This window comes from Streptomyces dysideae (assembly GCF_001514305.1).
In the GTDB taxonomy this organism is placed as follows: Bacteria; Actinomycetota; Actinomycetes; order Streptomycetales; family Streptomycetaceae; genus Streptomyces; species Streptomyces dysideae.
This window is the reverse complement of record NZ_KQ949075.1, coordinates 469,230-494,953: the sequence shown is the minus strand read 5'-3', so window position 1 is coordinate 494,953 and position 25,724 is coordinate 469,230. Positions and strand designations below refer to the sequence as shown.

21 protein-coding genes and 2 pseudogenes are annotated in these 25,724 nt (G+C 70.8%); 11 read left to right on the top strand and 12 right to left on the bottom strand.

What is annotated here, in order from left to right; translation table 11 throughout:
* Positions 1-105 precede the first annotated feature (105 nt).
* The 5 genes from whiA to AQJ91_RS58075 are packed head-to-tail and all read right to left on the bottom strand — an operon-like array spanning position 106 to position 5,593.
* Positions 106-1,095, bottom strand: a complete 990-nt coding sequence (whiA, locus tag AQJ91_RS02225; RefSeq protein WP_067015380.1) for a DNA-binding protein WhiA — start codon at positions 1,093-1,095, stop codon at positions 106-108.
* A complete protein-coding gene (locus AQJ91_RS02220) occupies positions 1,086-2,153 on the bottom strand; it encodes a gluconeogenesis factor YvcK family protein (RefSeq protein WP_067015377.1) in 1,068 nt (355 codons plus the stop codon). Before AQJ91_RS02220 ends, whiA begins: the two co-directional genes overlap by 10 nt.
* Entirely contained in the window at positions 2,150-3,154 is a 1,005-nt protein-coding gene (gene rapZ, locus AQJ91_RS02215) for an RNase adapter RapZ (protein WP_067015373.1), read from the bottom strand. The genes AQJ91_RS02220 and rapZ overlap by 4 nt, the downstream gene beginning before the upstream one ends.
* Entirely contained in the window at positions 3,151-5,244 is a 2,094-nt protein-coding gene (uvrC, locus tag AQJ91_RS02210; protein WP_067015369.1) for an excinuclease ABC subunit UvrC, read from the bottom strand. Before uvrC ends, rapZ begins: the two co-directional genes overlap by 4 nt.
* Positions 5,245-5,254: 10 nt before the next feature.
* Positions 5,255-5,593 (bottom strand): histidine kinase, encoded by a 339-nt coding sequence (locus tag AQJ91_RS58075; RefSeq protein ID WP_067015366.1) that lies wholly within the window; start codon positions 5,591-5,593, stop codon positions 5,255-5,257.
* Between AQJ91_RS58075 and AQJ91_RS58070 the strand changes: the two genes are divergently transcribed.
* Positions 5,592-5,795, top strand: a complete 204-nt coding sequence (locus tag AQJ91_RS58070; RefSeq protein WP_067015362.1) for a hypothetical protein — start codon at positions 5,592-5,594, stop codon at positions 5,793-5,795. The genes AQJ91_RS58075 and AQJ91_RS58070 overlap by 2 nt on opposite strands.
* Positions 5,796-6,323: 528 nt before the next feature.
* Entirely contained in the window at positions 6,324-7,280 is a 957-nt protein-coding gene (locus AQJ91_RS02195) for a hypothetical protein (protein ID WP_067015359.1), read from the top strand.
* Positions 7,281-7,309: 29 nt separating this feature from the next.
* Here the strand turns inward: AQJ91_RS02195 and AQJ91_RS02190 are convergent, their stop codons facing one another.
* Positions 7,310-7,732, bottom strand: coding sequence for a Rieske (2Fe-2S) protein (locus AQJ91_RS02190; protein WP_067015356.1), 423 nt, complete (start codon positions 7,730-7,732; stop codon positions 7,310-7,312).
* Between the two features lie 182 nt (positions 7,733-7,914).
* Between AQJ91_RS02190 and AQJ91_RS02185 the strand changes: the two genes are divergently transcribed.
* Complete coding sequence (locus AQJ91_RS02185) at positions 7,915-9,072, top strand: LacI family DNA-binding transcriptional regulator (RefSeq protein WP_067015353.1); 1,158 nt, start codon at positions 7,915-7,917, stop codon at positions 9,070-9,072.
* The gene (locus AQJ91_RS02180) at positions 9,069-9,980 is read left to right on the top strand and encodes a carbohydrate kinase family protein (RefSeq protein WP_067015350.1); all 912 of its coding nucleotides are present in this window, start codon (positions 9,069-9,071) and stop codon (positions 9,978-9,980) included. Before AQJ91_RS02185 ends, AQJ91_RS02180 begins: the two co-directional genes overlap by 4 nt.
* Before the next feature lie 216 nt (positions 9,981-10,196).
* Here AQJ91_RS02180 and uvrA read toward each other — a convergent pair whose 3' ends face one another.
* Positions 10,197-13,256 carry an excinuclease ABC subunit UvrA gene (gene uvrA / locus AQJ91_RS02175; RefSeq protein ID WP_067015346.1) on the bottom strand — a complete coding sequence of 1,020 codons (3,060 nt, stop codon included), beginning with the start codon at positions 13,254-13,256 and terminating at the stop codon, positions 10,197-10,199.
* Positions 13,257-13,480: 224 nt separating this feature from the next.
* Between uvrA and AQJ91_RS02170 the strand changes: the two genes are divergently transcribed.
* From AQJ91_RS02170 to AQJ91_RS02150, 5 genes are all read left to right on the top strand, one after another.
* Positions 13,481-14,167, top strand: coding sequence for a maleylpyruvate isomerase family mycothiol-dependent enzyme (locus AQJ91_RS02170; protein WP_067015343.1), 687 nt, complete (start codon positions 13,481-13,483; stop codon positions 14,165-14,167).
* 46 nt (positions 14,168-14,213) lie between these two features.
* Entirely contained in the window at positions 14,214-14,870 is a 657-nt protein-coding gene (locus AQJ91_RS02165; RefSeq protein WP_067015340.1) for an MBL fold metallo-hydrolase, read from the top strand.
* 683 nt (positions 14,871-15,553) lie between these two features.
* Positions 15,554-16,438, top strand: a complete 885-nt coding sequence (locus AQJ91_RS02160; RefSeq protein ID WP_067015337.1) for an ABC transporter substrate-binding protein — start codon at positions 15,554-15,556, stop codon at positions 16,436-16,438.
* Positions 16,435-17,352: an amino acid ABC transporter permease gene (locus tag AQJ91_RS02155; protein WP_067015334.1), complete on the top strand. Its 918-nt coding sequence runs from the start codon at positions 16,435-16,437 to the stop codon at positions 17,350-17,352. Before AQJ91_RS02160 ends, AQJ91_RS02155 begins: the two co-directional genes overlap by 4 nt.
* A 20-nt stretch (positions 17,353-17,372) precedes the next feature.
* Positions 17,373-18,101: an amino acid ABC transporter ATP-binding protein gene (locus AQJ91_RS02150; RefSeq protein WP_067016109.1), complete on the top strand. Its 729-nt coding sequence runs from the start codon at positions 17,373-17,375 to the stop codon at positions 18,099-18,101.
* A 25-nt stretch (positions 18,102-18,126) separates the two neighbouring features.
* On the opposite strand, the gene aroQ is transcribed toward AQJ91_RS02150, so the two are convergent.
* On the bottom strand, positions 18,127-18,600 hold the full coding sequence (gene aroQ, locus AQJ91_RS02145; RefSeq protein ID WP_067015331.1) for a type II 3-dehydroquinate dehydratase: 474 nt from the start codon (positions 18,598-18,600) through the stop codon (positions 18,127-18,129).
* 102 nt (positions 18,601-18,702) lie between these two features.
* Between aroQ and AQJ91_RS48605 the strand changes: the two are divergent.
* Positions 18,703-19,109: pseudogene (locus AQJ91_RS48605) on the top strand (LD-carboxypeptidase); the annotation flags it as partial.
* 167 nt (positions 19,110-19,276) lie between these two features.
* The gene (locus AQJ91_RS02135) at positions 19,277-20,554 is read left to right on the top strand and encodes an MFS transporter (RefSeq protein WP_067016106.1); all 1,278 of its coding nucleotides are present in this window, start codon (positions 19,277-19,279) and stop codon (positions 20,552-20,554) included.
* On the opposite strand, the pseudogene AQJ91_RS02130 reads toward AQJ91_RS02135, so the two are convergent.
* From AQJ91_RS02130 to AQJ91_RS02115, 4 genes and pseudogenes are all read right to left on the bottom strand, one after another.
* A pseudogene (locus tag AQJ91_RS02130) lies at positions 20,544-21,490 on the bottom strand (calcium:proton antiporter). The gene AQJ91_RS02135 and the pseudogene AQJ91_RS02130 sit on opposite strands and share 11 nt — an antisense overlap.
* Before the next feature lie 223 nt (positions 21,491-21,713).
* Entirely contained in the window at positions 21,714-22,715 is a 1,002-nt protein-coding gene (locus tag AQJ91_RS02125; RefSeq protein ID WP_199847824.1) for a TerC/Alx family metal homeostasis membrane protein, read from the bottom strand.
* Positions 22,716-22,942: 227 nt separating this feature from the next.
* Positions 22,943-25,048, bottom strand: a complete 2,106-nt coding sequence (locus tag AQJ91_RS02120) for a TerD family protein (protein WP_067015325.1) — start codon at positions 25,046-25,048, stop codon at positions 22,943-22,945.
* A gap of 53 nt (positions 25,049-25,101) precedes the next feature.
* Complete coding sequence (locus tag AQJ91_RS02115; protein WP_067015322.1) at positions 25,102-25,677, bottom strand: TerD family protein; 576 nt, start codon at positions 25,675-25,677, stop codon at positions 25,102-25,104.
* Positions 25,678-25,724 lie beyond the last annotated feature (47 nt).

Below are 25,724 nucleotides of genomic sequence, written 5' to 3'. Positions count from 1 at the left end.
CTCATGACAGTTCATGATCGAGTCAAGGGTGCCCGAAGGACGGAGAACGCCGGTGCCGACCACCCAAGTGGGCGTCGGCACCGGCGTGTTGAGGGACTGTCAGGATCAGCCCGCGAGGTTGTCCGCCATCTCCTCGGTGAGGCTGGACTCGGTGCCCGGGATACCGAGGTCCTGGGCGCGCTTGTCGGCCATCGCCAGCAGACGGCGGATACGGCCGGCGACGGCGTCCTTGGTCAGCGGCGGGTCGGCGAGGGCGCCCAGCTCCTCCAGGGAGGCCTGCTTGTGGTCCATCCGCAGTCGTCCGGCGGCGGCGAGGTGCTCGGGGACCTCCTCACCGAGGATCTCCAGGGCGCGCTGGACGCGGGCGCCGGCGGCGACGGCCGCGCGCGCGGAGCGGCGGAGGTTGGCGTCGTCGAAGTTGGCGAGACGGTTCGCCGTCGCCCGCACCTCTCGGCGCATCCGGCGCTCCTCCCAGGCCAGCACCGACTCATGGGCGCCGAGCCGGGTGAGCAGCGCGCCGATCGCGTCGCCGTCCCGGACGACCACGCGGTCCACGCCGCGCACCTCGCGGGCCTTCGCGGCGATCGACAGCCGGCGGGCGGCGCCGACCAGGGCGAGCGCGGCCTCGGGGCCCGGGCAGGTCACCTCCAGGGAGGACGAGCGGCCGGGCTCGGTCAGCGAGCCGTGCGCCAGGAACGCCCCGCGCCAGGCCGCCTCGGCGTCACAGGTGGCGCCGGAGACCACCTGCGGGGGCAGGCCGCGGATCGGGCGGCCGCGGCCGTCGACCAGGCCGGTCTGCCGGGCCAGCTGGTCACCGCCGGCGACGACGCGCACGACGTAGCGCGAGCCGCGGCGCAGTCCGCCCGGTGCCATCACGATCAGTTCCGAGCTGTGGCCGAAAATCTCCAGGATGTCCCGCTTGAGGCGGCGGGCCGCCATCGCGGTGTCCAGCTCCGCCTCGATCACGATGCGCCCGCTGACCAGGTGAAGGCCGCCGGCGAACCGCAGAATGGCGGAGACCTCCGCCTTCCTGCAGCAGGTCCGGGTGACGGGGAGCCGGGAGATCTCATCCTTCACCGCTGGCGTCATCGCCATGGGCCGATCCTTCCATGCATCCGAAAAATACGGTCGTACGCGGCGGCCAGCAGCTCCGGGTCGTGCCGCGGAGTTCCGTCCCTCCGGGCGACCGGAGCCAGCTCGACCGCGGCACCGAACCGCTTGGCGGCCTCGGTGAGCACATCGCGGTCGGGCACGGCGGCCTCGTCGGCCAGCACCACGTCCAGGGCGAGTTTAGGGGCGTGTCGTCCCAAAACCTCCAAATGACGCTGCGGGGAGAAGCCTTCGGTTTCTCCCGGCTGCGGAGCGAGGTTCAGGGAGAGTACCCGGCGTGCCTTCGTCTGCGTGAGCGCGTCCAGCAGTTCGGGCACCAGCAGATGCGGGATCACCGAGGAGAACCACGATCCAGGTCCGAGGACCACCCAGTCCGCGTCGAGGACGGCGGCGACGGCCTCGGGGACGGCGGGCGGGTCGTGCGGCACCACGTGCACCGACTGCACCTCGCCCGGGGTGAGGGCCACGGTCGCCTGCCCTCGTACGGTGTCGACGTCGTCGGGGCGGGCCGGGTCGTGGCCCTTGACCAGGGCCTGGAGCTCCAGGGGCACGGCGGACATGGGCAGCACCCGCCCGTGCGCGCCGAGGAGCCTGCCGACCAGGTCGAGGGCCTGGACGTGGTCGCCGAGCTGCTCCCAGAGGGCGACGATCAGCACATTGCCGACCGCGTGGTCGTGCAGGTCGCCCTTGGACTGGAAGCGGTGCTGGATGACGCGGGCCCAGGTCTGGCCCCAGTCGTCGTCCCCGCACAGCGCGGCCAGTGCCTTGCGCAGGTCGCCGGGCGGCAGCACGCCCAGCTCGTCGCGCAGGCGGCCGCTGGAGCCGCCGTCGTCCGCCACGGTGACGACGGCGGTGAGGTCGCCGGTGATCCGGCGCAGTGCGGCGAGCGAGGCGGACAGGCCCATGCCGCCGCCCAGGGCGACGACCTTGGGCTGGGCGCCACGGCGGCGTGGTCTGGCGCCGCGGGCCTCGGCGGGCCGGCCGGCGCGTCCCTCGGGCGCCGCCCGGCGCAGTCTGCTCAGCCGCGGACTACGTTCTGTCATTCGCGTCCCATGTCCCGGTGGACGACCACCGTCTCCACGCCCTGGGAGGCAAGGCGGGCGGCGAGCTTCTCGGAGGTGGCGACGGAGCGGTGCTTGCCGCCGGTGCAGCCGACCGCGATGGTCACGTACCGCTTGCCCTCGCGACGGTATCCGGCGGCGATGAGCTGGAGCAGTTCGGAGTAGCGGTCGATGAACTCCTTGGCGCCGGGCTGGTTGAAGACGTACGCCGAGACCTCCTCGTTGAGGCCGGTGAACGGGCGCAGCTCCGGAACCCAGTGCGGGTTGGGCAGGAACCGCATGTCCACGACGAGGTCGGCGTCGACCGGCAGGCCGTACTTGAAGCCGAAGGACATGACGGTGGCCCGCAGCTCGGGCTCCTCCTCGCCGGCGAACTGGGCGTCCATCTTGGCGCGCAGTTCGTGGACGTTCAGGCTGGAGGTGTCGATCACCAGGTCGGCGTCGCCACGCAGCTCGCGCAGCAGTTCACGCTCGGCGGCGATGCCGTCGACGATGCGGCCGTCACCCTGCAGGGGGTGCGGGCGGCGCACCGACTCGAAGCGGCGCACCAGGGCGTCGTCAGAGGACTCCAGGAAGACGATGCGCCGGGTGACGCCCCGGGTGTCGAGGTCGGCGAGGGACTCGCGGAGGTTGTCGAAGAAGCGGCGGCCGCGGACGTCGACGACGACCGCGATCCGGGCGACATTGCCCTGGGAGCGGGCGCCGAGCTCCACCATGGTGGGGATCAGCGCGGGCGGGAGGTTGTCGACGACGAACCAGCCGAGGTCCTCCAGACACTTGGCGGCCGTCGAGCGGCCGGCCCCGGACATGCCGGAGATGATCACCAGCTCGGGGATGGCCGCCTCGGGGACCCCGGCCGTCTCGTTGCCCGTACTCACTTGTGCTCCGTCTTCCTGGCGTGCGTCCTGCTGAGCTTGATCCTCGCCGGTTTCCTCGGGTGTCTGGTCCGGATCGGTTGTGGGCTGTGTCTCGTGCTCGGTCATCTCTCCTGCCCCCGTCGTTCGTCCGGGGCGCCCGCGGACACGGGCTCCCCCGAGGAATCCACCGTCGTACCGGGTTCCTCGTCTTCCATGATCTCTCCAGTCGCCGTGTTCACGGCGGGTGCGGCCGGGGCCGCCCGGGCGAAGGCCGCGGCGATCGTCTCGGCCGTCTTGCGGCCTATGCCCGGGACCTCGCAGATCTGGTCGATTGTCGCGGACCGGAGCTTCTTCACCGACCCGAAGTGCTTGATCAGCGCCTGCTTGCGGGTCTCGCCGAGCCCGGGCACCTCGTCCAGGGGGCCGGCCCGGAAGCGCTTGGCGCGCTTGGCGCGCTGGTAGGTGATGGCGAACCGGTGGGCCTCGTCGCGGACCCGCTGGAGCAGGTAGAGGCCCTCGCTGGTGCGGGGCAGGACGACCGGGTCGTCGTCGCCGGGCAGCCAGACCTCCTCCAGTCGCTTGGCGAGGCCGCACACGGCGATGTCGTCGATGCCGAGCTCGTCCAGGGCCTTCTGGGCGGCCGCGACCTGCGGCTGCCCGCCGTCGACGACGACGAGCTGGGGCGGGTAGGCGAAGCGCTTGGGGCGGCCGTCGTCGTCCTTGAGGCCGTTGGTGAGGACGTTCCCGGAGGCGTCGGTGAGGGTCGTGGCGCCGTCGGTGAGGGTGTTCTCGCCGTCGGCCCACTCGCCGGTCTTCTCCTTCTCGGCGAGGTAGCGCCGGAAGCGGCGGGTGATCACCTCGTGCATGGAGCGGACGTCGTCCTGCCCCTCGAAGCCCTTGATCTGGAAGCGGCGGTACTCGCTCTTGCGCTGCAGCCCGTCCTCGAAGACGACCATGGAGGCCACCACGTCGTCGCCCTGGAGGTGCGAGATGTCGTAGCACTCGATCCGGAGCGGGGCGCTGTCCAGGCCGAGGGCGTCGGCGATCTCCTCCAGGGCACGCGAGCGCGTGGTCAGGTCGGAGGCGCGCTTGGTCTTGTGCAGGGCGAGCGCCTGCTGGGCGTTGCGCTGCACGGTCTCCATGAGGGCCTTCTTGTCGCCGCGCTGCGGGATGCGCAGCGAGACGTTCGAACCGCGCCGCTCGGTGAGCCACTCCTGGACCGGCTCGACCGGGTCGGGCAGGGCCGGGACGAGGACCTCCTTGGGGACGGCGTCGCCCGTCTCCTCGCCGTAGAGCTGCTGCAGCGCGTGCTCGACGAGGGCGGCGGTGGTGATCTCCTCGACCTTGTCGGTGACCCAGCCGCGCTGGCCGCGCACGCGTCCGCCGCGTACGTGGAAGATCTGGACGGCCGCCTCCAGCTCGTCCTCGGCGACCGCGATGAGGTCGGCGTCGGTCGCGTCGGCGAGCACGACCGCGCTCTTCTCCATGGCCTTCTTCAGGGCCTCGATGTCGTCGCGCAGGCGCGCGGCCCGCTCGTACTCCATCTCCTCGGCCGCCGCCGTCATCTGCTTCTCCAGCCGGCGGAGGTACGTCCCGGTCCGGCCGGCCATGAAGTCGCAGAACTCCTCGGCCAGTTCGCGGTGCTCCTCGGCGGAGACACGGTCGACGCAGGGCGCGGAGCACTTGCCGATGTAGCCGAGCAGACAGGGGCGGCCGGTGCGGGCGGCGTTCTTGAAGACACCGGCCGAGCACGTGCGCACGGGGAAGACGCGCAGCAGCAGGTCGACCGTGTCCCGGATGGCCCACGCGTGCCCGTAGGGTCCGAAGTACCTGACGCCCTTCTTCTTGTGCCCCCGCATCACCTGGACCCGCGGGAACTCCTCGTTCATCGTCACCGCGAGATACGGATAGCTCTTGTCGTCGCGGTACTTGACGTTGAACCGGGGGTCGTACTCCTTGATCCAGGAGTACTCCAGCTGCAGCGCCTCGACCTCCGTGGACACCACCGTCCACTCCACGGACGCTGCGGTGGTCACCATCGAACGGGTGCGCGGGTGGAGGCTCGCCAGGTCCTGGAAGTAGTTCGCCAGGCGCTGGCGAAGGCTCTTCGCCTTTCCGACGTAGATCACCCGGCGGTGCTCGTCGCGGAACCTGTACACCCCGGGAGTGTCCGGGATCTGTCCCGGCTTGGGGCGGTAGCTGGAGGGGTCGGCCATGTCTCACACCCTACTGGCGGGGGGTGACAACGCGACGAGGCTGTGGATAACCCCCGGACCGGGGGCGCTCACGGATCGTGCGGGCCGCCTTTTGGAGGGCGACGAGCCGCTGCTGGACGCCGTCGTGCAGATCGTGTTCGATGCGGCGCCGGGAGGCGTCCCCGGCGGCCACCCCGCGTGCGCGTGAGGCGGTCAGCTGGGCACGGCTGTCGGCGTTCGCGACGGCGGTGGCGATGAGTTCGGTGAAGTCGGCCAGGCGTGACTCGGTTCCGCCGGGCAGCGGCGCCAGCAGCGAGGACGCGACGATGACGCCCCACAGGCGGCCGTCGATGATCGGCGCCCCACTCATGCCCCGCCCGGGCCGCACTCCGGGTGCGGGCGGCCTCCCGGGCCGCCGCCCCGCCCTCGTCCACGGTCCCGTGCGCGGCGCCGAGCACGGTCAGGGGGCCGTCGGACTCGTACCGCAGCACGGCCGCCGCTCCCGCGCTCAACAGGTCCCCGACCTCCTCGGCGACCACCGCGAACACCCGCTCCGGTGGATCGCCGGGTGACCTGCTCGCGAGCGGCGGCGTAGATCAGGCCCCCTCAGGGACCGGCCGGGCGCTCCACTGGAGCCAGCGCTCGGTGCGGTCCGCGCGCAGGTAGCGGTTCTCGAACTCGGCCACCTCGACACCTCAGCGTCTCGCCCGGCGGCGCCGGCCCGCAGCGTCTCGTCCATGGTCATCCTGATCTCCACGCACTCCCCCCGAGGACTTCGAGGAACTCGTCGCCGCCGGTCCGGCCCGCGGTCTTCTGTACAAGTCGGCCTGTCCGCCGGTGCGATCAAGGACGTACTGGACAACGATGGTACGTGCGCGGCGAGTTGAGGTCCACGGATCGCGACTCGGCCAGGAGTGCGCCGCTGTTGGGCATCAAGTGTTGTCGGGACTTGGTCAACACGCTTCAATGCGGAGGAACTCGGGGCCGTGAACGACGGCGCACTGATGTGACGACGCCCCCTGCGCCGACGGGGTGGCCCCCCGACAACCCGCGCGAACGGTCTGACCAGCCGATGTGAACAGTCACAGAAAGGCCCCTGCATGCCGCACGCCACACAGCACGCGGACATCGCCGCCGCCAGCACCGCGGAACTGGACACGGCCCTGCGGGGCGGCCCCTTTCACGTCGCCCTGCGCGCCGCCATCGCCGCCCGCGGACTGCCACTGCAGCGCGTGCAGCACCATCTGTCGCGCCACGGCGTCAAGGTCGGTGTGACAAGTCTGAGCTACTGGCAGCAGGGTGCCCGGCGTCCGCAGCGCCCCGAGTCGCTGCGCGCGGTACGGGCGCTGGAGGAGATCCTCCAGCTACCGGAGGAGTCCCTGATCCGGCTGCTCGCCGAGAGCGACGACCACTCCTCCTCCCGGCAGCCCGCCGCCCGCTCCTACCGCTCGCTGGTGGCGGCCTCGGGCGTGCTGGAACGACTGCTGGCCGAGCTGGACTGCCCGGTCGACGGCGGCCTGCACACCCTCGCCCACCACGAGCAGATACGGATCGGGGGGCGCCGCGAGCTGGCGGGGCGCGAGTCGCACCACATCGTGCGCGCCCACCGGGACGGCGTCGACCGCTTCGTGGCCGTCCACCACGGCGACCCCGGGTGCGCGCCCGACCGTATGAGGGTGCACGCCCAGGAGAACTGCCGCACGGGACGCGTCCGGTGGCACCACGACACCGGGACACTCGTCGCCGAGCTGCTCTTCGGCACCCGGCTTCGGGCCGGTGACACCTTCCTCTTCCGCTACGGCGTCGAGGACGGCACGGCGGGGGTGTGCCGCGAGTACGCCCGCGGTTTCGACCTGGCGGGCGGCCAGTACGCGCTCCAGGTGCGGTTCACCGGGAACGCCCTCCCCTTGCGCTGCCACCGCTTCACCCAGCACTCGGCGGCGGCACCCCGTAGCGGCCGCCAGGAACTGGCCCTCAGCGGGCTGCACCACTCGGTCCACCTCGTCGAGCCGCGGATGCGGACGGGGATCGTGGGCATCGGCTGGGAGTGGGAGTGAGCCGGCCTTCCTGACGGCTCAACCGGTGGTCAGGCGGTCGGTCCCACGACGATCTTGCCGTTCTTCTCCTCCACCGACAGCTCCGTCAGCGGCACGGTGGCCGGCGCGCGCAGCACCTCGCCGGTCGTGGCGTCGAACTCGCTGCCGTGGCACGGGCAGATGAGCCTCGTCCCCTCCAGCTTGTTGACGGGGCACCGCGCGTGCGTGCAGAGCGTGCTGTAGGCCTTCAACGAGCCGTTCTCGGCCCGGCTGACCACCACGTTCTGGTCCCGGTACAGCTTGGCGCTCCCCTTGGCGACCTCGCTCCGGGCACCGAGGTCGACCGGCGCGGTCGGTGTCGTCGACGTCTTGTTCTCGCCCGGTGAACACGCGGCGAGGCCGAGCCCTGCGACGGGCGTGAGGGCCGCTCCTCGAAGGACGGTACGACGGCTCGGGGAGGGGCGGCCGGGCATGCGGGTCTCCAATCGGGGTGCTCTGCAGGCCGACCATACCGGCAGGGATCTTTCCGCATTGGGCGGGGTTGGGTGGACGTAAACGCTTGCGCAAGCGTTTACGTCTGGCGTCGGATGGGATACGTTCCGGGCCAGAAGAACCGCGGTGGGCGGGTCTCGGGTGCGGCACAGGGAGGGACGGCATGCCGACCATGGCCGACGTGGCACGGAGCGCCGGTGTGTCTGTGGCGACCGTCTCTCATGTGCTCAACGGCACCCGGCCGGTGCTGGCCCACACCCGCCAGGCTGTACTGGACGCCATCGACGAACTCGGATACACACCGAACACCCTGGCCCGCTCCCTGGTGACCTCCCGCACCCGCTCCATCGGGCTCGCCGTGTCGGCGATCAGCAATCCGTACTTCACGGAGATCCTCCAGGGTGTGGAGGCCGGTGCGCTGGAGCACGGCTACAGCCTCCTCATCGCCGATCCGCACGACGACCCCGAGCACGAACGCAAGGTCGTTCAGCTCCTGCACGAGCGACGGGTGGACGGCCTGATCGTCGCGCCCTCTGCGGACCCGCGTGAACTCCTCGCCTACCTCGGACGCCACAACGTGCCCACTGTGTTCCTCGACCGGATCGTCGGCACCCCGGCGGCGGGCGCCCCGCTCTTCGACCAGGTCTGCGCCGACAGTGCCGAACCGATGGCCAGGGTGGTCACCCACCTCGCCGGGCTCGGCCATCGCCGGATCGCGCTGGTCGCCGGTCTGCCTGGGCTCAGCACCACCAGTGAGCGGATCAGCGGATACCGGCAGGGCCTCGTGGCAGCGGGACTTCCCTACGACGAACGTCTGGTCGTGCACGGCGACTCCGAGGCGGCCGGCGCCGAACGGGCCACCGCCGCTCTGCTCTCCCTCGACGCGCAGCCCACGGCACTCGTCACCGCCAACAACGCGATGACCATCGGAGCTCTGCGCGCCCTGCGCGACCACTGTCTGTCGGTGCCCGGCGGTATGGCGCTGTGCTGTTTCGACGACTTCGCCTGGGCGGACCTGTTCTCCCCCCGGCTCACCGCGATCGCCCAGCCCAGCAAGGAGATCGGCGCCCAGGCGGTGCGGGTGCTCCTGGACCGCCTCGCCGCGCCGGACCGGCCCGCCCGGACCGTGCGCCTTCCCTGCACGTTCGTCCACCGCACCTCGTGCGGCTGCGCCGAGCGTCCGGGACCTCCGGAGCTGTCCGAGAGAGCCATGAAGCCGGCCGGCCCCGAGTCAGGCGTGCAGGATCCGGCGGGGCGTGACCCCGGCCGCGTCCGGCCGTCGGCACAGCCCCTGAAGTCCGCGAAAGGAACCGTCTCGTGATCGTCGTCGCCGGTGAGGCCCTGATCGACCTGGTACCGCAGGGCACGGGCGCCCTCGCGGGTCTGCAGCCGGCGCTCGGCGGCGGCCCGTACAACACCGCCGTGGCTCTGGGCCGCCTCGGCTCCCCCACCGCCTTCTGCTCCCGCACCTCCTACGACGCCTTCGGGGAGGCCCTCCTCGACGGGCTGCGGGGCGCGGGGGTGGACGTGTCGGCGGTGCAGCGCGGCGTGGAGCCGACGACCCTGGCGGTCGCCACGATCGACGCGAACGGCTCGGCCGCCTATTCCTTCTATGTCGAGGGCACCGCCGACCGCCTGTTCACGGCACCCGCGGAGCTGCCCGCCGCAACGCGCGCGGTGTCCTTCGGTACCTGCTCGCTCGTGCTCGAGCCGGGCGCGAGCGCCTACGAGGAGCTCCTGCGGAGCGCCGCCGAGCAGAGTGTGTTCACCGCGCTCGACCCGAACATCCGGGTCGGCCTGATTCCCGACCCGGACGCCTACCGGGCCCGGTTCAAGAGCTGGCTGCCGTCGGTGTCGCTGCTGAAGCTCTCCGAGGAGGACGCGCGCTGGCTGGGCGGCACCCCGCGCGAGTGGCTGGCCGCCGGACCCGCCGCCGTCGTGATCACCCACGGCGGTGACGGACTGACCGCGTTCACCCGGGACGGCAGGGTGTACCCCGTGCCGGGCGAGGAGGTGGACGTGGTGGACACGATCGGTGCCGGCGACACCGTGAACGCGGCGCTGCTGCACGGGCTGTCCGCGCAGGACGCCCTGTCCGCCGAGGCGCTCGTGGGACTGGGCGCCGACGGCTGGACGCGGCTGCTGCGGTTCGCCGCGCGCGCAGCGGCGATCACCTGCTCCCGGGCGGGCGCTGAGCCGCCGTACGCCTCCGAACTGGGGGACATCTAGGGGTCCTTCGCGGACGGGACGGGTCAGGAGGGACCTGGACGGGACGTACGGCAGCGGGGCGCTGTGCCTCTCTTCCGGTTTCCTCTGTTCAGGAGTCAAGGAGCCAGAGCCGCACAGGGACGGGGCGGCTGACTGTGCAACGTGCGGTGCCCCGCGGGGAGTTCCCGCGGGGCGCCGCACTTTTCCGGATTTGTCGAGGCTCGTCGCCCGTGTGTCTCAGGCCTTGCGTGCCCGCGTCGTCTTCTTCGCGGGAACGGCCTTCTTCGTGACCCCGGCCGCCTTGCTGGTGGCGGTGTTGTTGGCGGTCGTGCTCGTGGTGCTTCTGGCCGTGGTGGTCTTGGCCGTCGCCGTCTTCTTCGCCACCGACTTGGCCGCGACCGTCTTCTTTGCCGCCGTCCGACGCGGGGCCCGCACGGAGGACGCGTCGCTGATCCGGTCGGCGCCGAGCGTCTCGCGCAGGAACTTGCCGGTGTGGCTGGCGGGGACCGCGGCGACCTCCTCGGGCGTGCCCTCGGCGATGACGAGGCCACCGCCGGCGCCGCCCTCGGGACCCATGTCGACGACCCAGTCGGCGGTCTTGATCACGTCGAGGTTGTGCTCGATGACGATGACCGTGTTGCCCTTGTCGACCAGACCGGACAGGACCCTCAGCAGCTTGCTGATGTCCTCGAAGTGCAGACCGGTGGTCGGCTCGTCCAGGACGTAGACCGTGCGGCCGGTGGAGCGGCGCTGCAGCTCGCTGGCGAGCTTCACACGCTGGGCCTCACCGCCGGACAGGGTGGTCGCCGACTGGCCGAGACGGACGTAGCCGAGGCCGACGTCGTTGAGCGTCTTGAGGTGGCGGGAGATCGCGGGGACGGCCTCGAAGAAGTCCATGGCCTCCTCGATCGGCATGCTCAGGACCTCGGCGATGGACTTGCCCTTGTAGTGGACCTCCAGGGTCTCCCGGTTGTAGCGGGCGCCGTGGCAGACCTCGCACGGGACGTACACGTCCGGGAGGAAGTTCATCTCGATCTTGATGGTGCCGTCACCGGCGCAGTTCTCGCAGCGGCCGCCCTTGACGTTGAAGGAGAAGCGGCCGGGCATGTAGCCGCGGACCTTCGCCTCGGTGGTCTCGGCGAACAGCTTGCGGATGTGGTCGAAGACGCCGGTGTACGTCGCCGGGTTGGACCGCGGGGTGCGGCCGATGGGCGACTGGTCGACGTGTACGACCTTGTCGACGAGGTCGTCGCCATCCACGCGGGTGTGCCGTCCGGGGACGTTGCGGGCGCCGTTGAGCTCGCGGGCCAGGTGCGTGTACAGGATGTCGTTGACCAGCGTCGACTTGCCGGAGCCGGACACGCCGGTGACCGCGGTGAACACGCCCAGCGGGAAGGACACGTCGATGTCCTGGAGGTTGTTCTCGCGGGCGCCGTGCACCGTGAGCCTGCGGGAGGGATCGTGCGGGCGCCGGATGTCGGGCAGCGGGATGGCCTTCTTGCCGGAGAGGTACTGTCCGGTCTGCGACTCGGTGTTGGCGAGCAGTTCCTTCAGGGAGCCGCTGTGCACGACCTTGCCGCCGTGCTCGCCGGCGCCCGGACCGATGTCGACGACCCAGTCGGCGGTCTTGATGGTGTCCTCGTCGTGCTCGACGACGATGAGCGTGTTGCCCATGTCGCGGAGCCGGACCAGGGTCTCGATGAGCCGGTGGTTGTCGCGCTGGTGCAGGCCGATGGACGGTTCGTCGAGGACGTAGAGGACGCCGACGAGTCCGGAGCCGATCTGGGTGGCCAGGCGGATGCGCTGGGCCTCGCCGCCGGAGAGCGTGCCGGCCGCGCGGTTGAGCGAGAGGTAGTCGAGGCCGACGTCGACCAGGAACCGCAGTCGCTCGTTGACCTCCTTGAGTACACGCTCGGCGATCTTCTTGTCGCGGGCGTTGAGTTTCAGCTCGCCCAGGAAGTCCGCGCAGTCGCTGATGGACATGGCGGCGACCTCGGCGATCGACTTCTCCATGATCGTGACCGCGAGGACGATCGGCTTGAGGCGCGTGCCCTCACAGGTGGGGCAGTGCACCTCACGCATGTAGCCCTCGAAGCGCTCACGGCTGGCGTCGCTCTCGGCCTCGCTGTGCCGACGCTTGACGAAGGGGACGGCGCCTTCGAAGGGCGTGGTGTACACGCGCTCGCGGCCGTACCGGTTGCGGTAGCGGACCTCGATCTGTGTCTTGTGGCCGTGGAGCAGGGCCTTCTTGGCGCGCTGCGGCAAACCTGCGAAGGGGATGTCCGTCCGGAATCCCAGCGCGTCCGCGAGGGCACCGATCAGGCGGCCGAAGTAGTCCTTGGTGTGACCGTGCGACCAGGGGTGGATGGCGCCCTCGTCGAGGGACTTGTCCTCGTCCGGGACGATCAGCTCGGGGTCGACCTCCATGCGGGTGCCGATGCCGGTGCACTCGGGGCAGGCGCCGAAGGGCGAGTTGAAGGAGAAGGAGCGAGGCTCCAGCTCCTCGAAGGACAGGTCGTCGTACGCGCAGTAGAGGTGCTCCGAGTACATGCGCTCGCGCTCCGGGTCGTCCTCGGGGAGGTCGACGAAGTCGAGCACGACCATGCCGCCGGACAGACCGAGGGCGGTCTCCACGGAGTCGGTGAGACGGCGCTTGGCGGAGTCCTTCACCGTGAGACGGTCGATGACCACCTCGATGGTGTGCTTCTCCTGCTTCTTCAGCGTGGGCGGGTTGGAGAGCTGGACGGTCTCGCCGTCCACACGCGCACGGCTGTAACCCTTGGTCTGGAGATCGGCGAAGAGGTCGACGAACTCACCCTTGCGCTCGCGCACCAGTGGCGACAGCACCTGGAAGCGGCTCCCCTCCGGCAGCTCCAGGACCTTGTCGACGATGGCCTGCGGCGACTGGCGCGAGATGGGGCGGCCGCACTGGGGGCAGTGCGGCTTGCCGATGCGCGCGAAGAGCAGCCGCAGGTAGTCGTAGACCTCGGTGATGGTGCCGACCGTCGAGCGCGGGTTGCGCGAGGTCGACTTCTGGTCGATGGAGACCGCGGGCGAGAGTCCCTCGATGAAGTCGACGTCCGGCTTGTCCATCTGACCGAGGAACTGGCGGGCGTACGAGGAGAGCGACTCCACGTAGCGCCGCTGGCCCTCTGCGAAGATCGTGTCGAAAGCCAGGGAGGACTTGCCCGACCCGGACAGGCCCGTGAAGACGATGAGCGAGTCACGCGGCAGGTCGAGCGAGACGTTCTTCAGGTTGTGCTCGCGCGCGCCACGGACGATGAGACGGTCGGCCACGCCGGTCCGCACCTTTCTTGAGAGAAGTGACAGGGGCGAGGCCCCCGTGCTTCTTCAGACTAGGGGGAGCCACTGACAACGCCGGTCGGATTCCCGGATGCGTAAACAATCCCCGGCCATCCAGCATGCCCGACGCCGCTTCCGACCCTATAGCACGCACATTCGATTTACGGCACTCGTTCACCACCTTCACCCAAAGGGGTGGCGGGGCTAGTGTCAGCAGCATGATTGATCACGTTCGTGACCTGGCGTCTGTACGTGACGCGACCGAACGGCTGCTCAGCGCAGTCGCCAAGATGGACAACGCCTCCATGGCCGAGCCATCACGGCTTCCGGGCTGGAGCCGCGGCCACGTCCTCGCCCATCTCGCCCGCAACGCGGACGCCCTCGTGAACGTCCTCGAGGGCCGCCCCATGTATCTCTCCGCCGAGGCCCGGGACGCCGACATCGAGCGGGACGCCCCGCGTCCCCTCGACGTCCAGCTGACCGACGTGCGCGAGAGCGCGGCCCGCTTCCAGGACGCGTGTGACGTGCCGGCGGACTGGTCGCGCACGGTGGAGCTGCGCAACGGGGTCACCGACACGGCGGCCCGGGTGCCGTTCCGGCGGTGGGTGGAGGTGGAGCTGCACCACGTGGACCTCGGGATCGGATACGAGCTGGAGGACCTTCCGGCGGAGTTCGTGGAGCGGGAGATCGACTTCCTCGCCGACCGGTTCAGGGGGCACCCCGACGTGCCGGCCACGAGCCTCACGGACGGCACGCGCGCGTGGGGCACGGGCCGAGAGGCGGGTGCGCCCGAGGTCACCGCCACGGGGTCCGAGCCGGAGCTGCTCGGCTGGCTCGCCGGGCGCCGCGACGGGGCCGCGCTGCGGGTGGCGGGCGGGGCGCTGCCGACGCTGCCGCCCCTGTAGCACGCGGACCGTCCTCGGGCCGCTCCCCCGCTATAGGCTGACGGCCATGACGTACAGCGGACAGGTGACGGTCGGCGGCCCTGCCGACGTGCATGAGCTCAAGGACCTGATGATCACCAAGATCGCGGTCGGCCCGATGAACAACAACGCCTATCTGCTGCGCTGCCGGGCCACCGACGAGCAGTTGCTGATCGACGCCGCCAACGACGCGGAGACGCTGCTCGGCACCATCGGCGACGACGGCATCGCGTCGGTCGTCACCACGCACCAGCACGGCGACCACTGGCAGGCGCTCGCCGACGTCGTCGCGGCCACCGGCGCCCGCACCTACGCCGGCCGCGACGACGCCGAAGGCATCCCCGTACCGACCGACGTCCTGGTCGACGACGGCGACACCATCCGGGTGGGGCGCGTGGAACTCACCGCGCGCCATCTGGTCGGGCACACGCCGGGCTCGATCGCCCTCGTCTACGACGACCCGCACGGGCATCCCCATGTGTTCACCGGCGACTGCCTGTTCCCGGGCGGGGTGGGCAACACCCGTAAGGACCCACAGGCGTTCGCCAGCCTGATCCACGACGTCGAGACGAAGATCTTCGACGCGCTGCCGGACGAGACCTGGGTCTACCCGGGACACGGCAACGACACGACGCTGGGCGCGGAGCGGCCGCATCTGCCGGAGTGGCACGCGCGGGGGTGGTGAGGCCGGCGGGCGTGCGTCATGGTGGCCGACGTGCGGAGGTGAATCGGCGCTCCAGGGGGCGGGTTGCTCCTGCGGGCCGCGCAGTGGGTCGTGCGGAGATCAGCACGCGCTGGGGGCGTGGATCTCGCGCCCCGCGCAGGACTGTGCAGCTCGCGCCCTCGCGGGGTGTGCGCCACTGGCGCGGGGATGCAGCTCACGCGCAGGGCGGGAGATGCTCGCCCTCCGCGTGGCGGGCCCCGCGGGCGCATTGCGCGCACGCCCCGCTCACCCCCTTCGCGCAGGCTCCCTTCCTTTCCGCACGCGGCTCGCTCCCCAACACGCACCCCGCGCATGCCTATCAGTCAGCCTCCAGCGTGGACTTGTGACGTACTCCCCGCGCGAACTCCCGTACAACGCGCCCCGCGCGCACGCCACCCGCGCGCCCCGTGTGAACTCTTCACACACGCCGGTGGCATGCGTGCGCTCCCGTCGCGGGTAGTTGCGCGGTCAACTGGAAGCAGCCCCGCGCAGGAAGACGGCTCCTGAGCGGCATGGGCCGCCGGTCTTTCGATCCCCGCCCTCGACCGGCGGCCCCGGCGGTCGACATGGGGCACGTTCACGAGAATGCAACACGCGTTCCCACTATGCGGACAATTCTCGGCGTGACCTCGACAAACGGGACGGCGGACTGTCAATCTCCCGCCATGCACCTTGCCCCCAGTGCGCTGCGCCGCGCCGTAGCCGCCGCAACGATAGCCCTGCTCGTCACCGCCGTCGGCTGCGCTCCGCAGCCGGAGGAGAAGGCCGCCGAGACGCCTTCCGGGTCGGCCGGGAACAGCTGCGCCAAGGGCAAGTTGGCCACCGAGACGTCCGGCAAACTGACGATCGCCACCGACGAGCCGGCGTACGAGCCGTGGTTCAAGGACGACAAGCCCGCCAACGGCGAGGGCTTCGAGTCGGCGGTCGCGTACGCCGTGGCACAGCAGCTGGGTTACGACAAGAGCGCCGTCGTCTGGCAGAGCGTGCCGTTCAACAAGGCCTTCGCGCCCGGCGAGAAGACCTTCGACTTCGACATCAACCAGGTGTCGATCAGTGACGAGCGCAAGAAGGCCGTGGACTTCTCGGCCGGCTACTACGACGTGCGACAGGCCGTCATCGCACTGAAGGGCTCCAAGGCCGCGAAGGCGACGAGCGTCGCGGACCTGAAGGACACCAAGCTGGGCGCCCAGGTCGGCACCACCAGCCTCCAGTACATCAACGACGTGGTGGAGCCGGCGCAGGAGCCTGCCGCGTACGCCAAGAACGACCAGGCCAAGTCGGCGCTGAAGAACGGTCAGGTGGACGCCATCGTCGTGGACCTGCCGACCGCCTTCTACATCACCGCGGCCGAGGTGACGGACGCGGAGATCGTGGGGCAGTTCGAGAACCAGGGCGGTACGCCGGAGCAGTTCGGGCTCGTGCTCGACAAGGGCAGCGCGCTCACCTCGTGTGTGACGGACGCCGTGGACGCCCTGCGTGAGGACGGCACGCTGGCGAAGCTCGAGAAGCAGTGGCTGTCCGACGCCGTCGACGCTCCGGTACTCAAGTGACCGTCACCAAGGAGGAGTCCGGCCAGGAGGACGCGGACGACAACGGCGACATGTCCGGCGGGGGCGACGGCTACGTCCCGTCCCAGCGGCGGATCGAGCGCGAGCGGTACACACGCGCGCGCGCCCGCCGCGCCACCGCGATCGCCGCCCTGTCGACCCTGGTCACCGGTGTCGTCCTCTACCTGGTCGTCGTCAACGCGCCCGGCTGGCCGCGCACCAAGGAGACGTTCTTCAGCGCGGAGTACGCGCGCGAGGCGTTCCCCAAGGTTCTCGAAGGGCTGTGGCTCAACGTCCGGCTGCTGCTGGTCTGCGGCGTCGCGGTACTGGTCCTCGGCATGCTCATAGCGGTCGCGCGCACGCTGCGCGGGCCGGTGTTCTTTCCCCTGCGGGCACTGGCCGCCGCGTACACCGACTTCTTCCGCGGGCTGCCGCTGATCATCAATCTGATGATCGTGGTCCTGGGGGTTCCGGCTCTGCGCCTGCAGGGCGTGACCGTCGACCCCGTGCTGTTGGGCGGTACGGCGCTGACGCTGACGTATTCGGCGTATGTCGCCGAGGTGTTCCGGGCCGGCATCGAGTCCGTGCACCCCTCGCAGCGCGCCGCGGCCCGCTCGCTGGGCCTCACCAACCGGCAGGCGCTGCGCCATGTGGTGCTGCCGCAGGCCGTGCGCCGTCAGGTGCCGCCGCTGCTGAACGACCTGGTGTCGCTGCAGAAGGACACCGGGCTGGTGTCGATCGGCGGTGCGGTGGACGCCGTACGGGCCGCCGACATCATCGTGGGCCGCAGCCTCAACTACACGCCGTACATCGTCGCGGGCCTGGTCTTCGTGGCGCTGACCATCCCGATGACCCGCTTCACGGACTGGGTGACGGCCCGGATGGACCGCCGTCGCGCCCAGGGAGGTGCACTGTGAGCGACGCCCCTGTGCTGCGCATGGAGTCCGTGCGCAAGACCTTCGGCGACTCGGTCGTGCTGCGGGACGTCGACCTCGAGGTCGCCCCGCACACGGTGACCGCCCTGATCGGCGCGTCCGGATCCGGCAAGTCGACGCTGCTGCGCTGCGCGAACCTCCTGGAGGACATCGACGATGGCGCGATCTGGCTGGACGGCGAGGAGATCACCGACCCGCGCGCCGACCAGGACGCGGTACGGCGCCGTATCGGCGTGGTGTTCCAGGCGTACAACCTCTTCCCGCACATGACGGTGCTGGAGAACATCACGCTCGCCCCGCGCCGCGTGCACGGCGTGTCCCGGGCGGAGGCCGAGGCACGCGCGCGTGAGCTGCTGGAGCGGCTCGGGCTCGGCGGGAAGTCGGGCGAGTACCCGGACCGGCTGAGCGGCGGCCAGCAGCAGCGGGTCGCGATCGTGCGCGCCCTGGCCGTACGCCCCCGGCTGCTGCTGCTCGACGAGGTCACCGCCGCCCTCGACCCGGAGCTGGTGGGCGAAGTCCTCACCGTCGTCCGCGATCTGAAGGACGACGGTATGACGATGGTGCTGGCCACGCACGAGATGGGCTTCGCGCGGGACGTCGCCGACCAGGTTTGTTTTCTGGACGGTGGGGTGGTGCTGGAGCGCGGCACGGCCGAGCAGGTCTTCGGCGATCCACAACAGGAGCGCACGCGGCGTTTCCTGCGGCGGATCGTGGAGGCGGGACGGCTGTAAGGGGCGCCCGCCAGGCCGACGTGACTTACGCCTCGGCCTGCGCCGCCCCGGCCAGTGCCGCGACCCGCTCCACCCCGAACACGTAGCCCTGCACTCCGCACCCCGCGATGACCCCGTCGGAGCGCAGCGAGACATAGGAGTGGTGCCGGAACGACTCCCGCTTGTGGATGTTGGAGATGTGGACCTCCAACACCGGAAGGCCGTCACAGGTGTTGAGCGCATCCAGGATCGCCACAGAGGTGTGCGAGTAGGCACCGGGGTTGATCACGATGCCGCAGTGGTTGAGCCGCGCCTCGTGGATCCAGTCGACCAACTCGCCCTCGTGGTTGGACTGGCGGAAGTCGATGGTGCCGCCGTGCGCGGCCGCGGCCTTGGCGCACAGGGCCTCGACGTCGGCGAGGGTCTCGGAACCGTAGATCTCCGGCTGGCGCTGGCCGAGCAGGTTCAGGTTGGGGCCGTTCAGGATCATGATCGGGGCGTTGGCCAGGGTGCGGGGCACGGTTCCTCCGGTCCGTTCAAGGTGGGCGGCCTGTCGATGACCGCTGCTCAGACCCGGTTTATCACGGTGCGCGGGCCGGTCCACGCGTCCTACCCTCCCGGGATGACCGTGGTCTCGTACCCCCTAAGCCCTCCCCCGGCGACCGCATAGCCGTCATCTCGCCCTCCAGCGACCTGCCCGGGCTCTTCCCGCGCCCCTAGGAACTGGGCCTGGAGCGGCTGCGCAGGGACCACGAGCTCGAACCGGTCGAGTACCCGGCCCGACCCGCAAGATGGGCTCGACCCCGCAGGAGCGGGCCGACGACATCCACACCGCGTTCGCCGACCCCGGCATCAAGGCCGGTCCTCGCGTCGACCGGCGGCGACGACCAGATCACCGTACTGCCACTGCTGGACGGGGAGTTGATCCGGGCGAACCCGAAGCCGTTCCTCGGGATGAGCGACAACACGAACCTCCTCGCGTTCCTGCGCAACACAGGCATCGTCGGCTACCACGGCCCGAACCTGATGCACACCGATCCGCAACTGGCGATCCCCTACGGCGGCATGGTGCGCGTCGACGGACCGGCGCGGCGCATCACCGTCACGTACTGACGAACACAGTCGCCCCGTAACCCACAGTCACCGCGGCCAGTTGACGCGGCATGCACGACGTACGCACCGCAAGGGCGCCCTCCATGCTGCGGCTTGCGGCCGCCTCGCTCGCCGGGACGGCCATCGAGTTCTACGACTTCTTCGTCTACGGGACCGCGGCCGCGCTGGTCCTCGGACCGCTGTTCTTCCCGACGTTCTCACCGCTGGCGGGGACGCTGGCCGCGTTCGGCACGTTCGGCGTGGGGTTCGTCGCGCGGCCGCTGGGGTCGGTGCTGTTCGGGCACATCGGGGACCGGTGCGGGCGACGGCCGGTCCTGGTCGCCTCGTTGCTGCTGACCGGCGCCTCCACCGTTGCGGTCGGGTGCGTGCCGACGTACGACACGATCGGGGTGGCCGCCCCCGTGCTGCTGCTCGTCCTGCGTTTCCTGCAGGGGCTGGGGCTCGGTGGCGAGTGGGGCGGGGCCGTGCTGCTGACCGTGGAGCACGCGCCGGCCGAGCGGCGCGGGCTGTGGTCGAGTTTCCCGCAGATCGGGCCCGCGCTGGGCTTCCTGCTCGCCAATGGGGTCGTGCTGGGGCTGTCGGCGACGCTCACCGACGCGCAGTTCGCCCAGTGGGGCTGGCGGGTGCCGTTCTGGGCGGCCGGGGTGCTCGCCGTGGTGGGGCTGTGGCTGCGGTCGTCGCTCGCCGAGAGCCCCAGCTTCCTCGGCATCGACGACCACGCGCGCGTGCCGCTCGCCGAGGTTGTGCGCGACCACTGGCGGCTGGTGCTGCTGACCGCCGGGGCGCTCGCGGTCGGGTACGCGATCTTCTACGCCGTGACGACCTGGTCCCTGGCGTATGCGACGGAGCGGCTCGGGGTGAGCCGTACCGTCATGCTGACCTGCATCATGGCGGCGGTGCTGGTGAAGGGCTCGCTCACGCCGGTGGCGGCGCTGCTCGGCGACCGGTACGGGCGGCGGCCACTGTGCCTGGCGGGGTGTGCGGCCGCCGCGGTGTGGATGTTCCCGATGGTCGCGCTGTTGGCCACGGGCGAGCCACTGCTGATGTTCCTCGGCTTTCTGGGCGCGATGCTCGCGTTCGTCACCATGTTCGCGGTGATCGCCGCGTATCTGCCGGAGCTGTACGAGCCGCGGGTGCGCTGCACCGGTGCCGCGGTCGGCTACAACCTCGGCGGGGTCGTCGGGGGTGCGCTCACGCCGATCGTGGCGACGGCCCTCGTCGAGCACAGTGGCCGGGTGCCCTGGGGTGTGGGGGCGTATTTGACGGGGATCGCGCTGCTCAGTCTGGGCTGCTTCGCGCTGCTGCCGGAGACGCGTCCGGTGCCGGTGGTCGTGGCGAAGGCGGAGCCGGTCATGGATTGATCGCGAGCTCCAGACACGCGGCGAACAGCACCCGGTGGACGCCGCCTTGGAGCGGTGTGGCCCGCCCGGGCACCACGGTCAGCGAGCTCACCACCACGGTCAGGGCGAGCAGCACCATGTGGGTGGAGTCGAGGCCGAGCACGAGCGGGCCGGAGAGCCAGATGGACGCCGGGGCGACCGCGGGGATGGTCAGCCCGATGCCGGCCATCGCCGAGCCGAGCACGAGGTTGAGGCTGGTCCGTACGCGGTCGTGGCGCGCGGCGCGCAGTGCGGCGATGGTCTCGGGAAGCAGCACCAGCAGGGCGATGATCACGCCGACGACGGCATGCGGCAGCCCGGCGACGTCCACTCCGTACTCGATGGTGGGCGAGACGCCCTTGGCCAGTCCGACCACGCCGATCAGGGTAAGACCCCGTAGCCCGAGACTCGTCAGGGCGGTGCGGGCGGAGGGCGCGTCGGCGTGGTCGGCGGTTATCACCTCGCCCTGGCGGGTGATGGGGAGGAAGTAGTCGCGGTGCCCTACGGTCTGGATCGCCACGAACAGCCAAGGTGGCGACGGTCGCGAGGGCGGCGCCGGTGGTCCAGGGGTTGAAGACCGCCGTACGGTGACGCGGCGAGGCAACCAGCAGGCTCAGACCGACTATGCCGTTACACGTGATCATGACAGCCGCGAAGACGGCCTCCCGGGCGAGGATGGAGCTCTGGTCGCCGCCGTCCGCCATGAGGGGGACGATGAGGGCGACCTCGATGATCGTGACGGCGACGGCGAGCACGAGGGAGCCGAACGGCTTGCCGACCCGGTGGGCGACGACCTCGGCGTGATGGACAGCGGCCAGGACGGCGCCCGCGAGGACGGAGCGTCACCAGCGCGACGACCGCTCCGGGCAGGTCCCATCCCCGGGTGAAGGCCGGCAGGACGACTGCGAGCACCGGCACGAGGGACGTCCACCGGGTGGTGAGTGACCTGAGCCGGTGATCATGGGGGATCGTCGCGGAGCCCCTCGGCCCCGCACTCCGGTCCTGTGGGGCCCGGTCCTGTCGCTTGAGGTCGGGCATGTCGGGCACCTCGCCATCGGTGGGGAGCCGGGACGCCGGAAGCGGCGGTCGGCAGTTCGCCGCACACCGCTCCCGGTGGTGGTTCCCGCTACGTCCGACGCGGTCAGGCCTCGATGCTGTCCTTGGGGGCGCCTTCGCTCCGCTCCTGAGCCGCCTCGGCCGCCGCCTGCTTCTTGGACGCGCGCAGGCTGGTGATCGTGGTGACGATCAGGACCGAGCAGATCACTCCGAGGGACACCGGGATGGAGATCTCGGGGACGTGGACCCCGGACTCGTGCAGCGCGTGCAGCACCAGCTTGACGCCGATGAAGCCCAGGATGACCGACAGGCCGTAGCTGAGGTGGACCAGCTTCTTCAGCAGGCCGCCGATCAGGAAGTACAGCTGCCGCAGACCCATCAACGCGAAGGCGTTGGCGGTGAACACGATGTACGGGTCCTGGGTCAGGCCGAAGATCGCGGGGATGGAGTCGAGCGCGAACAGCACGTCCGTGGTGCCGATCGCCAGCATCACGACCAGCATCGGCGTCATGACGCGCTTGCCGTTCTCCTGGATCCACAGCTTGGTGCCGTGGTACCCGTCGGCGACACCGAAGCGGCGCTCGGCGGCCTTCAGCAGCTTGTTCTCCTCGTACTCCTCGTCCGCCTCGTCGGCCCGGGCCTCCTGGATGAGCTTCCAGGCGGTCCAGATCAGGAAGGCGCCGAAGAGGTAGAACACCCACGAGAAGCTGGCGAGGATCGCGGCGCCGGCGGCGATGAAGATCGCGCGCAGCACCAGGGCTATGAGCACGCCGACCAGCAGAACCCGCTGCTGGTACTGCGAGGGAACCGCGAACTTCGCCATGATCAGGACGAAGACGAAGAGGTTGTCGACGCTCAGCGACTTCTCGGTGATGAAGCCCGCGAAGAACTCGCCGGCGGGCTGGCCGCCGCCGAAGATGAGCAGGCCGAGGCCGAAGAGTCCGGCCAGGACGATCCAGACGATTGTCCAGATCCCGGCTTCCTTGATGGACACGTCGTGCGGTTTGCGGCCGATGAAGAAGTCGACCGCGATCAGGGTGGCAAGGCCCACGATGGTCAGGACCCACAGGGTCACGGAAACATCCACTGCGCCTCCGGCAGTACGTAACGGCAAGTGACCAGCGTCGTCGCGCTGCCGGAGGTCTCTTCCACCCAGGATGGGCCGACGCCCCGGGATCTGGCCTGATCCGTATTGACGGGTACGCCGCAGCAGACAGGGAGTACTCCCCTCCGTGCAAAGAACAGTACCCCAATCACCAAGAAAAGGTAAAGTGATTGGCAAAGGAGAGACCAAATCCCCTGGTCAGAGGGACTTTACGTGTACTTGGTGCGAGCCGTCGCCACCTGGGTGAGCACCTGCTGAAGCACCTGGCTGCCCGGCGGCACGAGCGCGGGCTCGTACGTCCACGCATGCCCCACCCAGGGGTCGGCGAGGTGGTCGTCGGGCACCGGCGTCAGCCGCAGCAGCGAACGCCACAGCGGGTCGAGCAACGGGCCGTAGCCCGCGGCTTCCTCACGATCCGCGACCATCATCAGGTGGACGCCGACGGCGGGGCCCTCGTCGGCGAGGTAACGCAGCTGGGTCACGGCACGGTCGTCGAAGCCGTGCGGGAAGTCGTTGACGATCAGCAGTTGCTCGGCAGTGTCGAAGCCGGGCGGGAGCGAGTCGGCCGCGCCGCCGCGGACCGCCATCTGCACCAGGTCGACGCGCTCGGTGAGCCGCGCCAGGACCTCCGCCACGCCCACCGCGCCCGCCGCGGGCGGAGCCGCGAGCACGCCGGTCCGCACCAGCGGTGCCAGCGCCTGCGCTCCCGAGCCGGCCGGGTCGATGACATGCACGGTGAACTCGCCCGCCGGATAGACCGCGAGCAGCCGGGCCGCGTGCGCCACCGCCGTCTCCATCCCGAGGCGCCGCAGGTCGTGAGAGTCGGTGAAGGAACCGTCGAGCGATCCGGCGCGTCCGCTGTCGATCCACAGGCCGCGCTCGAGCGGCAGCCGGACCAGCAACGGGATACGCAGTTCGGCACTCTCCGGCAGGTGGAGGTCGCCCACGCGCAGGGCCATGGGTATCTCCATCGGCACCCGGTAGCCGTGCCAGACGGGGTTGTCCCAGCGCGCGTACGCCGGTGGCAGCGCGGGTTCGACGACCTCGGACTCGGCGGTGAGCTGGGTGATGTCCCGGTCGAGTGCGGCCCTGGCCTGGTCGACGAGCTGGGCGTGCTTGGCGCGGGCCGCCTCGCGTGCGGCGTCGCCCTGTCCGCCGATCCGGCTGCGCGGGTCGGACAGGACCTGGTCGAGCTCCTTCTCCATACGGGAGTCGGCGAAGTCGACGGCGCTGCGGTAGGCGGCCGTGGTGCGGGCGAGGTCCTCGAACATGCCCCACACCTGGTTGTAGAGCCGCTCGTCCATGGACCAGCCGGTGGCGTCGCCCGCGACGGGCTGCGCGGGCTGTTCGGGCTGGGCCGGGGGCGCGGTCGGCGGGGGCGGCGGCGGAGCGGCGTTCTGCCTGCGCGGGTGGCTGTAGTTGACCGGGCCGCCGGCAGTGGGCGCGGAGGCGTCCGTGGCGCCGGCTCCGCCCGGATACGACGGCTGCGGCGCGGACTGCTCTGGCGTGTCGGGGGCCGGTGTGCCGTACGGCGAGGTCGGCTGCCCGGGCGCGCCCGGTGCCTGGTTGCCGTAGGGCGACGTCGACTGCTGGCCGGCCGGCGGCTCGGTGCCGTACGGAGAGGTCGGCTGGGGTGGTACGCGCCCGGAGGTGCCGTGGGGTGCGGGACCGGCGCTCTGGTCCGGGCCGAGTGCCGGGGCGGTCGTCTGCCGGGAGCGGTCGGTGTCCGGTGTGCGCGGTGGGGGTGCCGGGACCGAGCGGGCCAGGCCCTGGGCCACCGCCTCGTTGATGCTTCCGGCGAGTTGGTGAGCCTCGGGCAGGCCCTGGTCGGTGAAGAGGTCGGCGAGGCCGCCGGCGTATCCTTGGCCGACGGCGCGTACCTTCCAGGCGCCCTGGCGTCGGTAGAGCTCCAGCGCGACGACGGCCGACTCCGCCTCCAGGCCGGTGATGGTGTAGGCGGCGACGCCGGTGCCGTCGAGGCCGGTGACAGTGACGGAGGGGGCGGGGACGGCGCCGAAGCGGGTCGGGCCGCCGGCCCCGGTGGGCAGGGCGAGCAGCACACTGACGCGGTGCACGGCATCCGGCACGGCGTCCAGGTCCACCGCGAGGCGGTGGTCGGCGGCGGCCTGCCGGGAGACCTCCAGGCCCGGCAGGACCGGGGCACCCGGGTGGGCCACCCACTCGGCGCCGTGGACCTTGCCGTGCTCGTCGCCGATCGTGGCTCCGGCCACGATCGGCGCGCCGGCCGAGACCCGGATCTCCAGACGGACCTGGGAGAGCGGGTGGTTCTGCCCCCGCACCAGCTCGGCCGTCATGCCTTCGTCCCCCTGTGTCGCTGTTGTTGTCGTGTGCCGCCCGCCCGGCGGGCCTACAGGTGCGGCAGGATCGCCGGCATCAGGTCCTGGAAGGTGCGGCCGTTGGCCGGGGTGCCGAGGGCCGTCATCGTCCAGCCCGGGCCCGTCCGGTGCACCTTCGCCATGATCTGGGCCGTGTACGCGCCGCCGCCCGCGAGCGTGTACCGGGCGAGCTCCTGGCCGTTGGTCTCGTCGACCAGGCGGCAGAACGCGTTCTGCACTTCCTGGAAGGTCTGGCCGGTGAAGGAGTTCACCGTGAAGACGATCTGGTCGATGTGGACCGGGATGCGCGCCAGGTCGACGAGGATCGACTCGTCATCGCCCTGGCCGACACCGCCGACGAGGTTGTCGCCGGTGTGGCGCACCGAGCCGTCGTCGCTCACCAGGTGGCGGAAGAAGACGACGTCGACCGGCTGCTTGTCCGCGAACAGCACGGCGGAGGCGTCGAGGTCGACCTCCCTCGTGCGCGAGCCGAACAGGCCTCGCCGGGGAGCTGCCTGCCAGCCGAGACCCATGCGCACCGCGGTCAGGCTGCCGCCGTCGCCCTTTTGCAGACTGATGGCCTGACCCTTGGTCATGTTGACGGACACGCGCTGATTCCCCTCTCGAGCTTCCCCTGTTGCCGCGGAGTCCGCGG

Coding starts and splice junctions, on each gene's coding strand:
- whiA (WP_067015380.1), bottom strand. CDS start 1,095: ATGGCGATGACGCCAGCGGTGAAGGATGAGATCTCCCGGCTCCCCGTC.
- AQJ91_RS02220 (WP_067015377.1), bottom strand. CDS start 2,153: ATGACAGAACGTAGTCCGCGGCTGAGCAGACTGCGCCGGGCGGCGCCC.
- rapZ (WP_067015373.1), bottom strand. CDS start 3,154: ATGACCGAGCACGAGACACAGCCCACAACCGATCCGGACCAGACACCC.
- uvrC (WP_067015369.1), bottom strand. CDS start 5,244: ATGGCCGACCCCTCCAGCTACCGCCCCAAGCCGGGACAGATCCCGGAC.
- AQJ91_RS58070 (WP_067015362.1), top strand. CDS start 5,592: ATGCCCCGCCCGGGCCGCACTCCGGGTGCGGGCGGCCTCCCGGGCCGC.
- AQJ91_RS58075 (WP_067015366.1), bottom strand. CDS start 5,593: ATGAGTGGGGCGCCGATCATCGACGGCCGCCTGTGGGGCGTCATCGTC.
- AQJ91_RS02195 (WP_067015359.1), top strand. CDS start 6,324: ATGCCGCACGCCACACAGCACGCGGACATCGCCGCCGCCAGCACCGCG.
- AQJ91_RS02190 (WP_067015356.1), bottom strand. CDS start 7,732: ATGCCCGGCCGCCCCTCCCCGAGCCGTCGTACCGTCCTTCGAGGAGCG.
- AQJ91_RS02185 (WP_067015353.1), top strand. CDS start 7,915: ATGCCGACCATGGCCGACGTGGCACGGAGCGCCGGTGTGTCTGTGGCG.
- AQJ91_RS02170 (WP_067015343.1), top strand. CDS start 13,481: ATGATTGATCACGTTCGTGACCTGGCGTCTGTACGTGACGCGACCGAA.
- AQJ91_RS02165 (WP_067015340.1), top strand. CDS start 14,214: ATGACGTACAGCGGACAGGTGACGGTCGGCGGCCCTGCCGACGTGCAT.
- AQJ91_RS02160 (WP_067015337.1), top strand. CDS start 15,554: ATGCACCTTGCCCCCAGTGCGCTGCGCCGCGCCGTAGCCGCCGCAACG.
- AQJ91_RS02150 (WP_067016109.1), top strand. CDS start 17,373: ATGGAGTCCGTGCGCAAGACCTTCGGCGACTCGGTCGTGCTGCGGGAC.
- AQJ91_RS02135 (WP_067016106.1), top strand. CDS start 19,277: ATGCTGCGGCTTGCGGCCGCCTCGCTCGCCGGGACGGCCATCGAGTTC.
- AQJ91_RS02120 (WP_067015325.1), bottom strand. CDS start 25,048: ATGACGGCCGAGCTGGTGCGGGGGCAGAACCACCCGCTCTCCCAGGTC.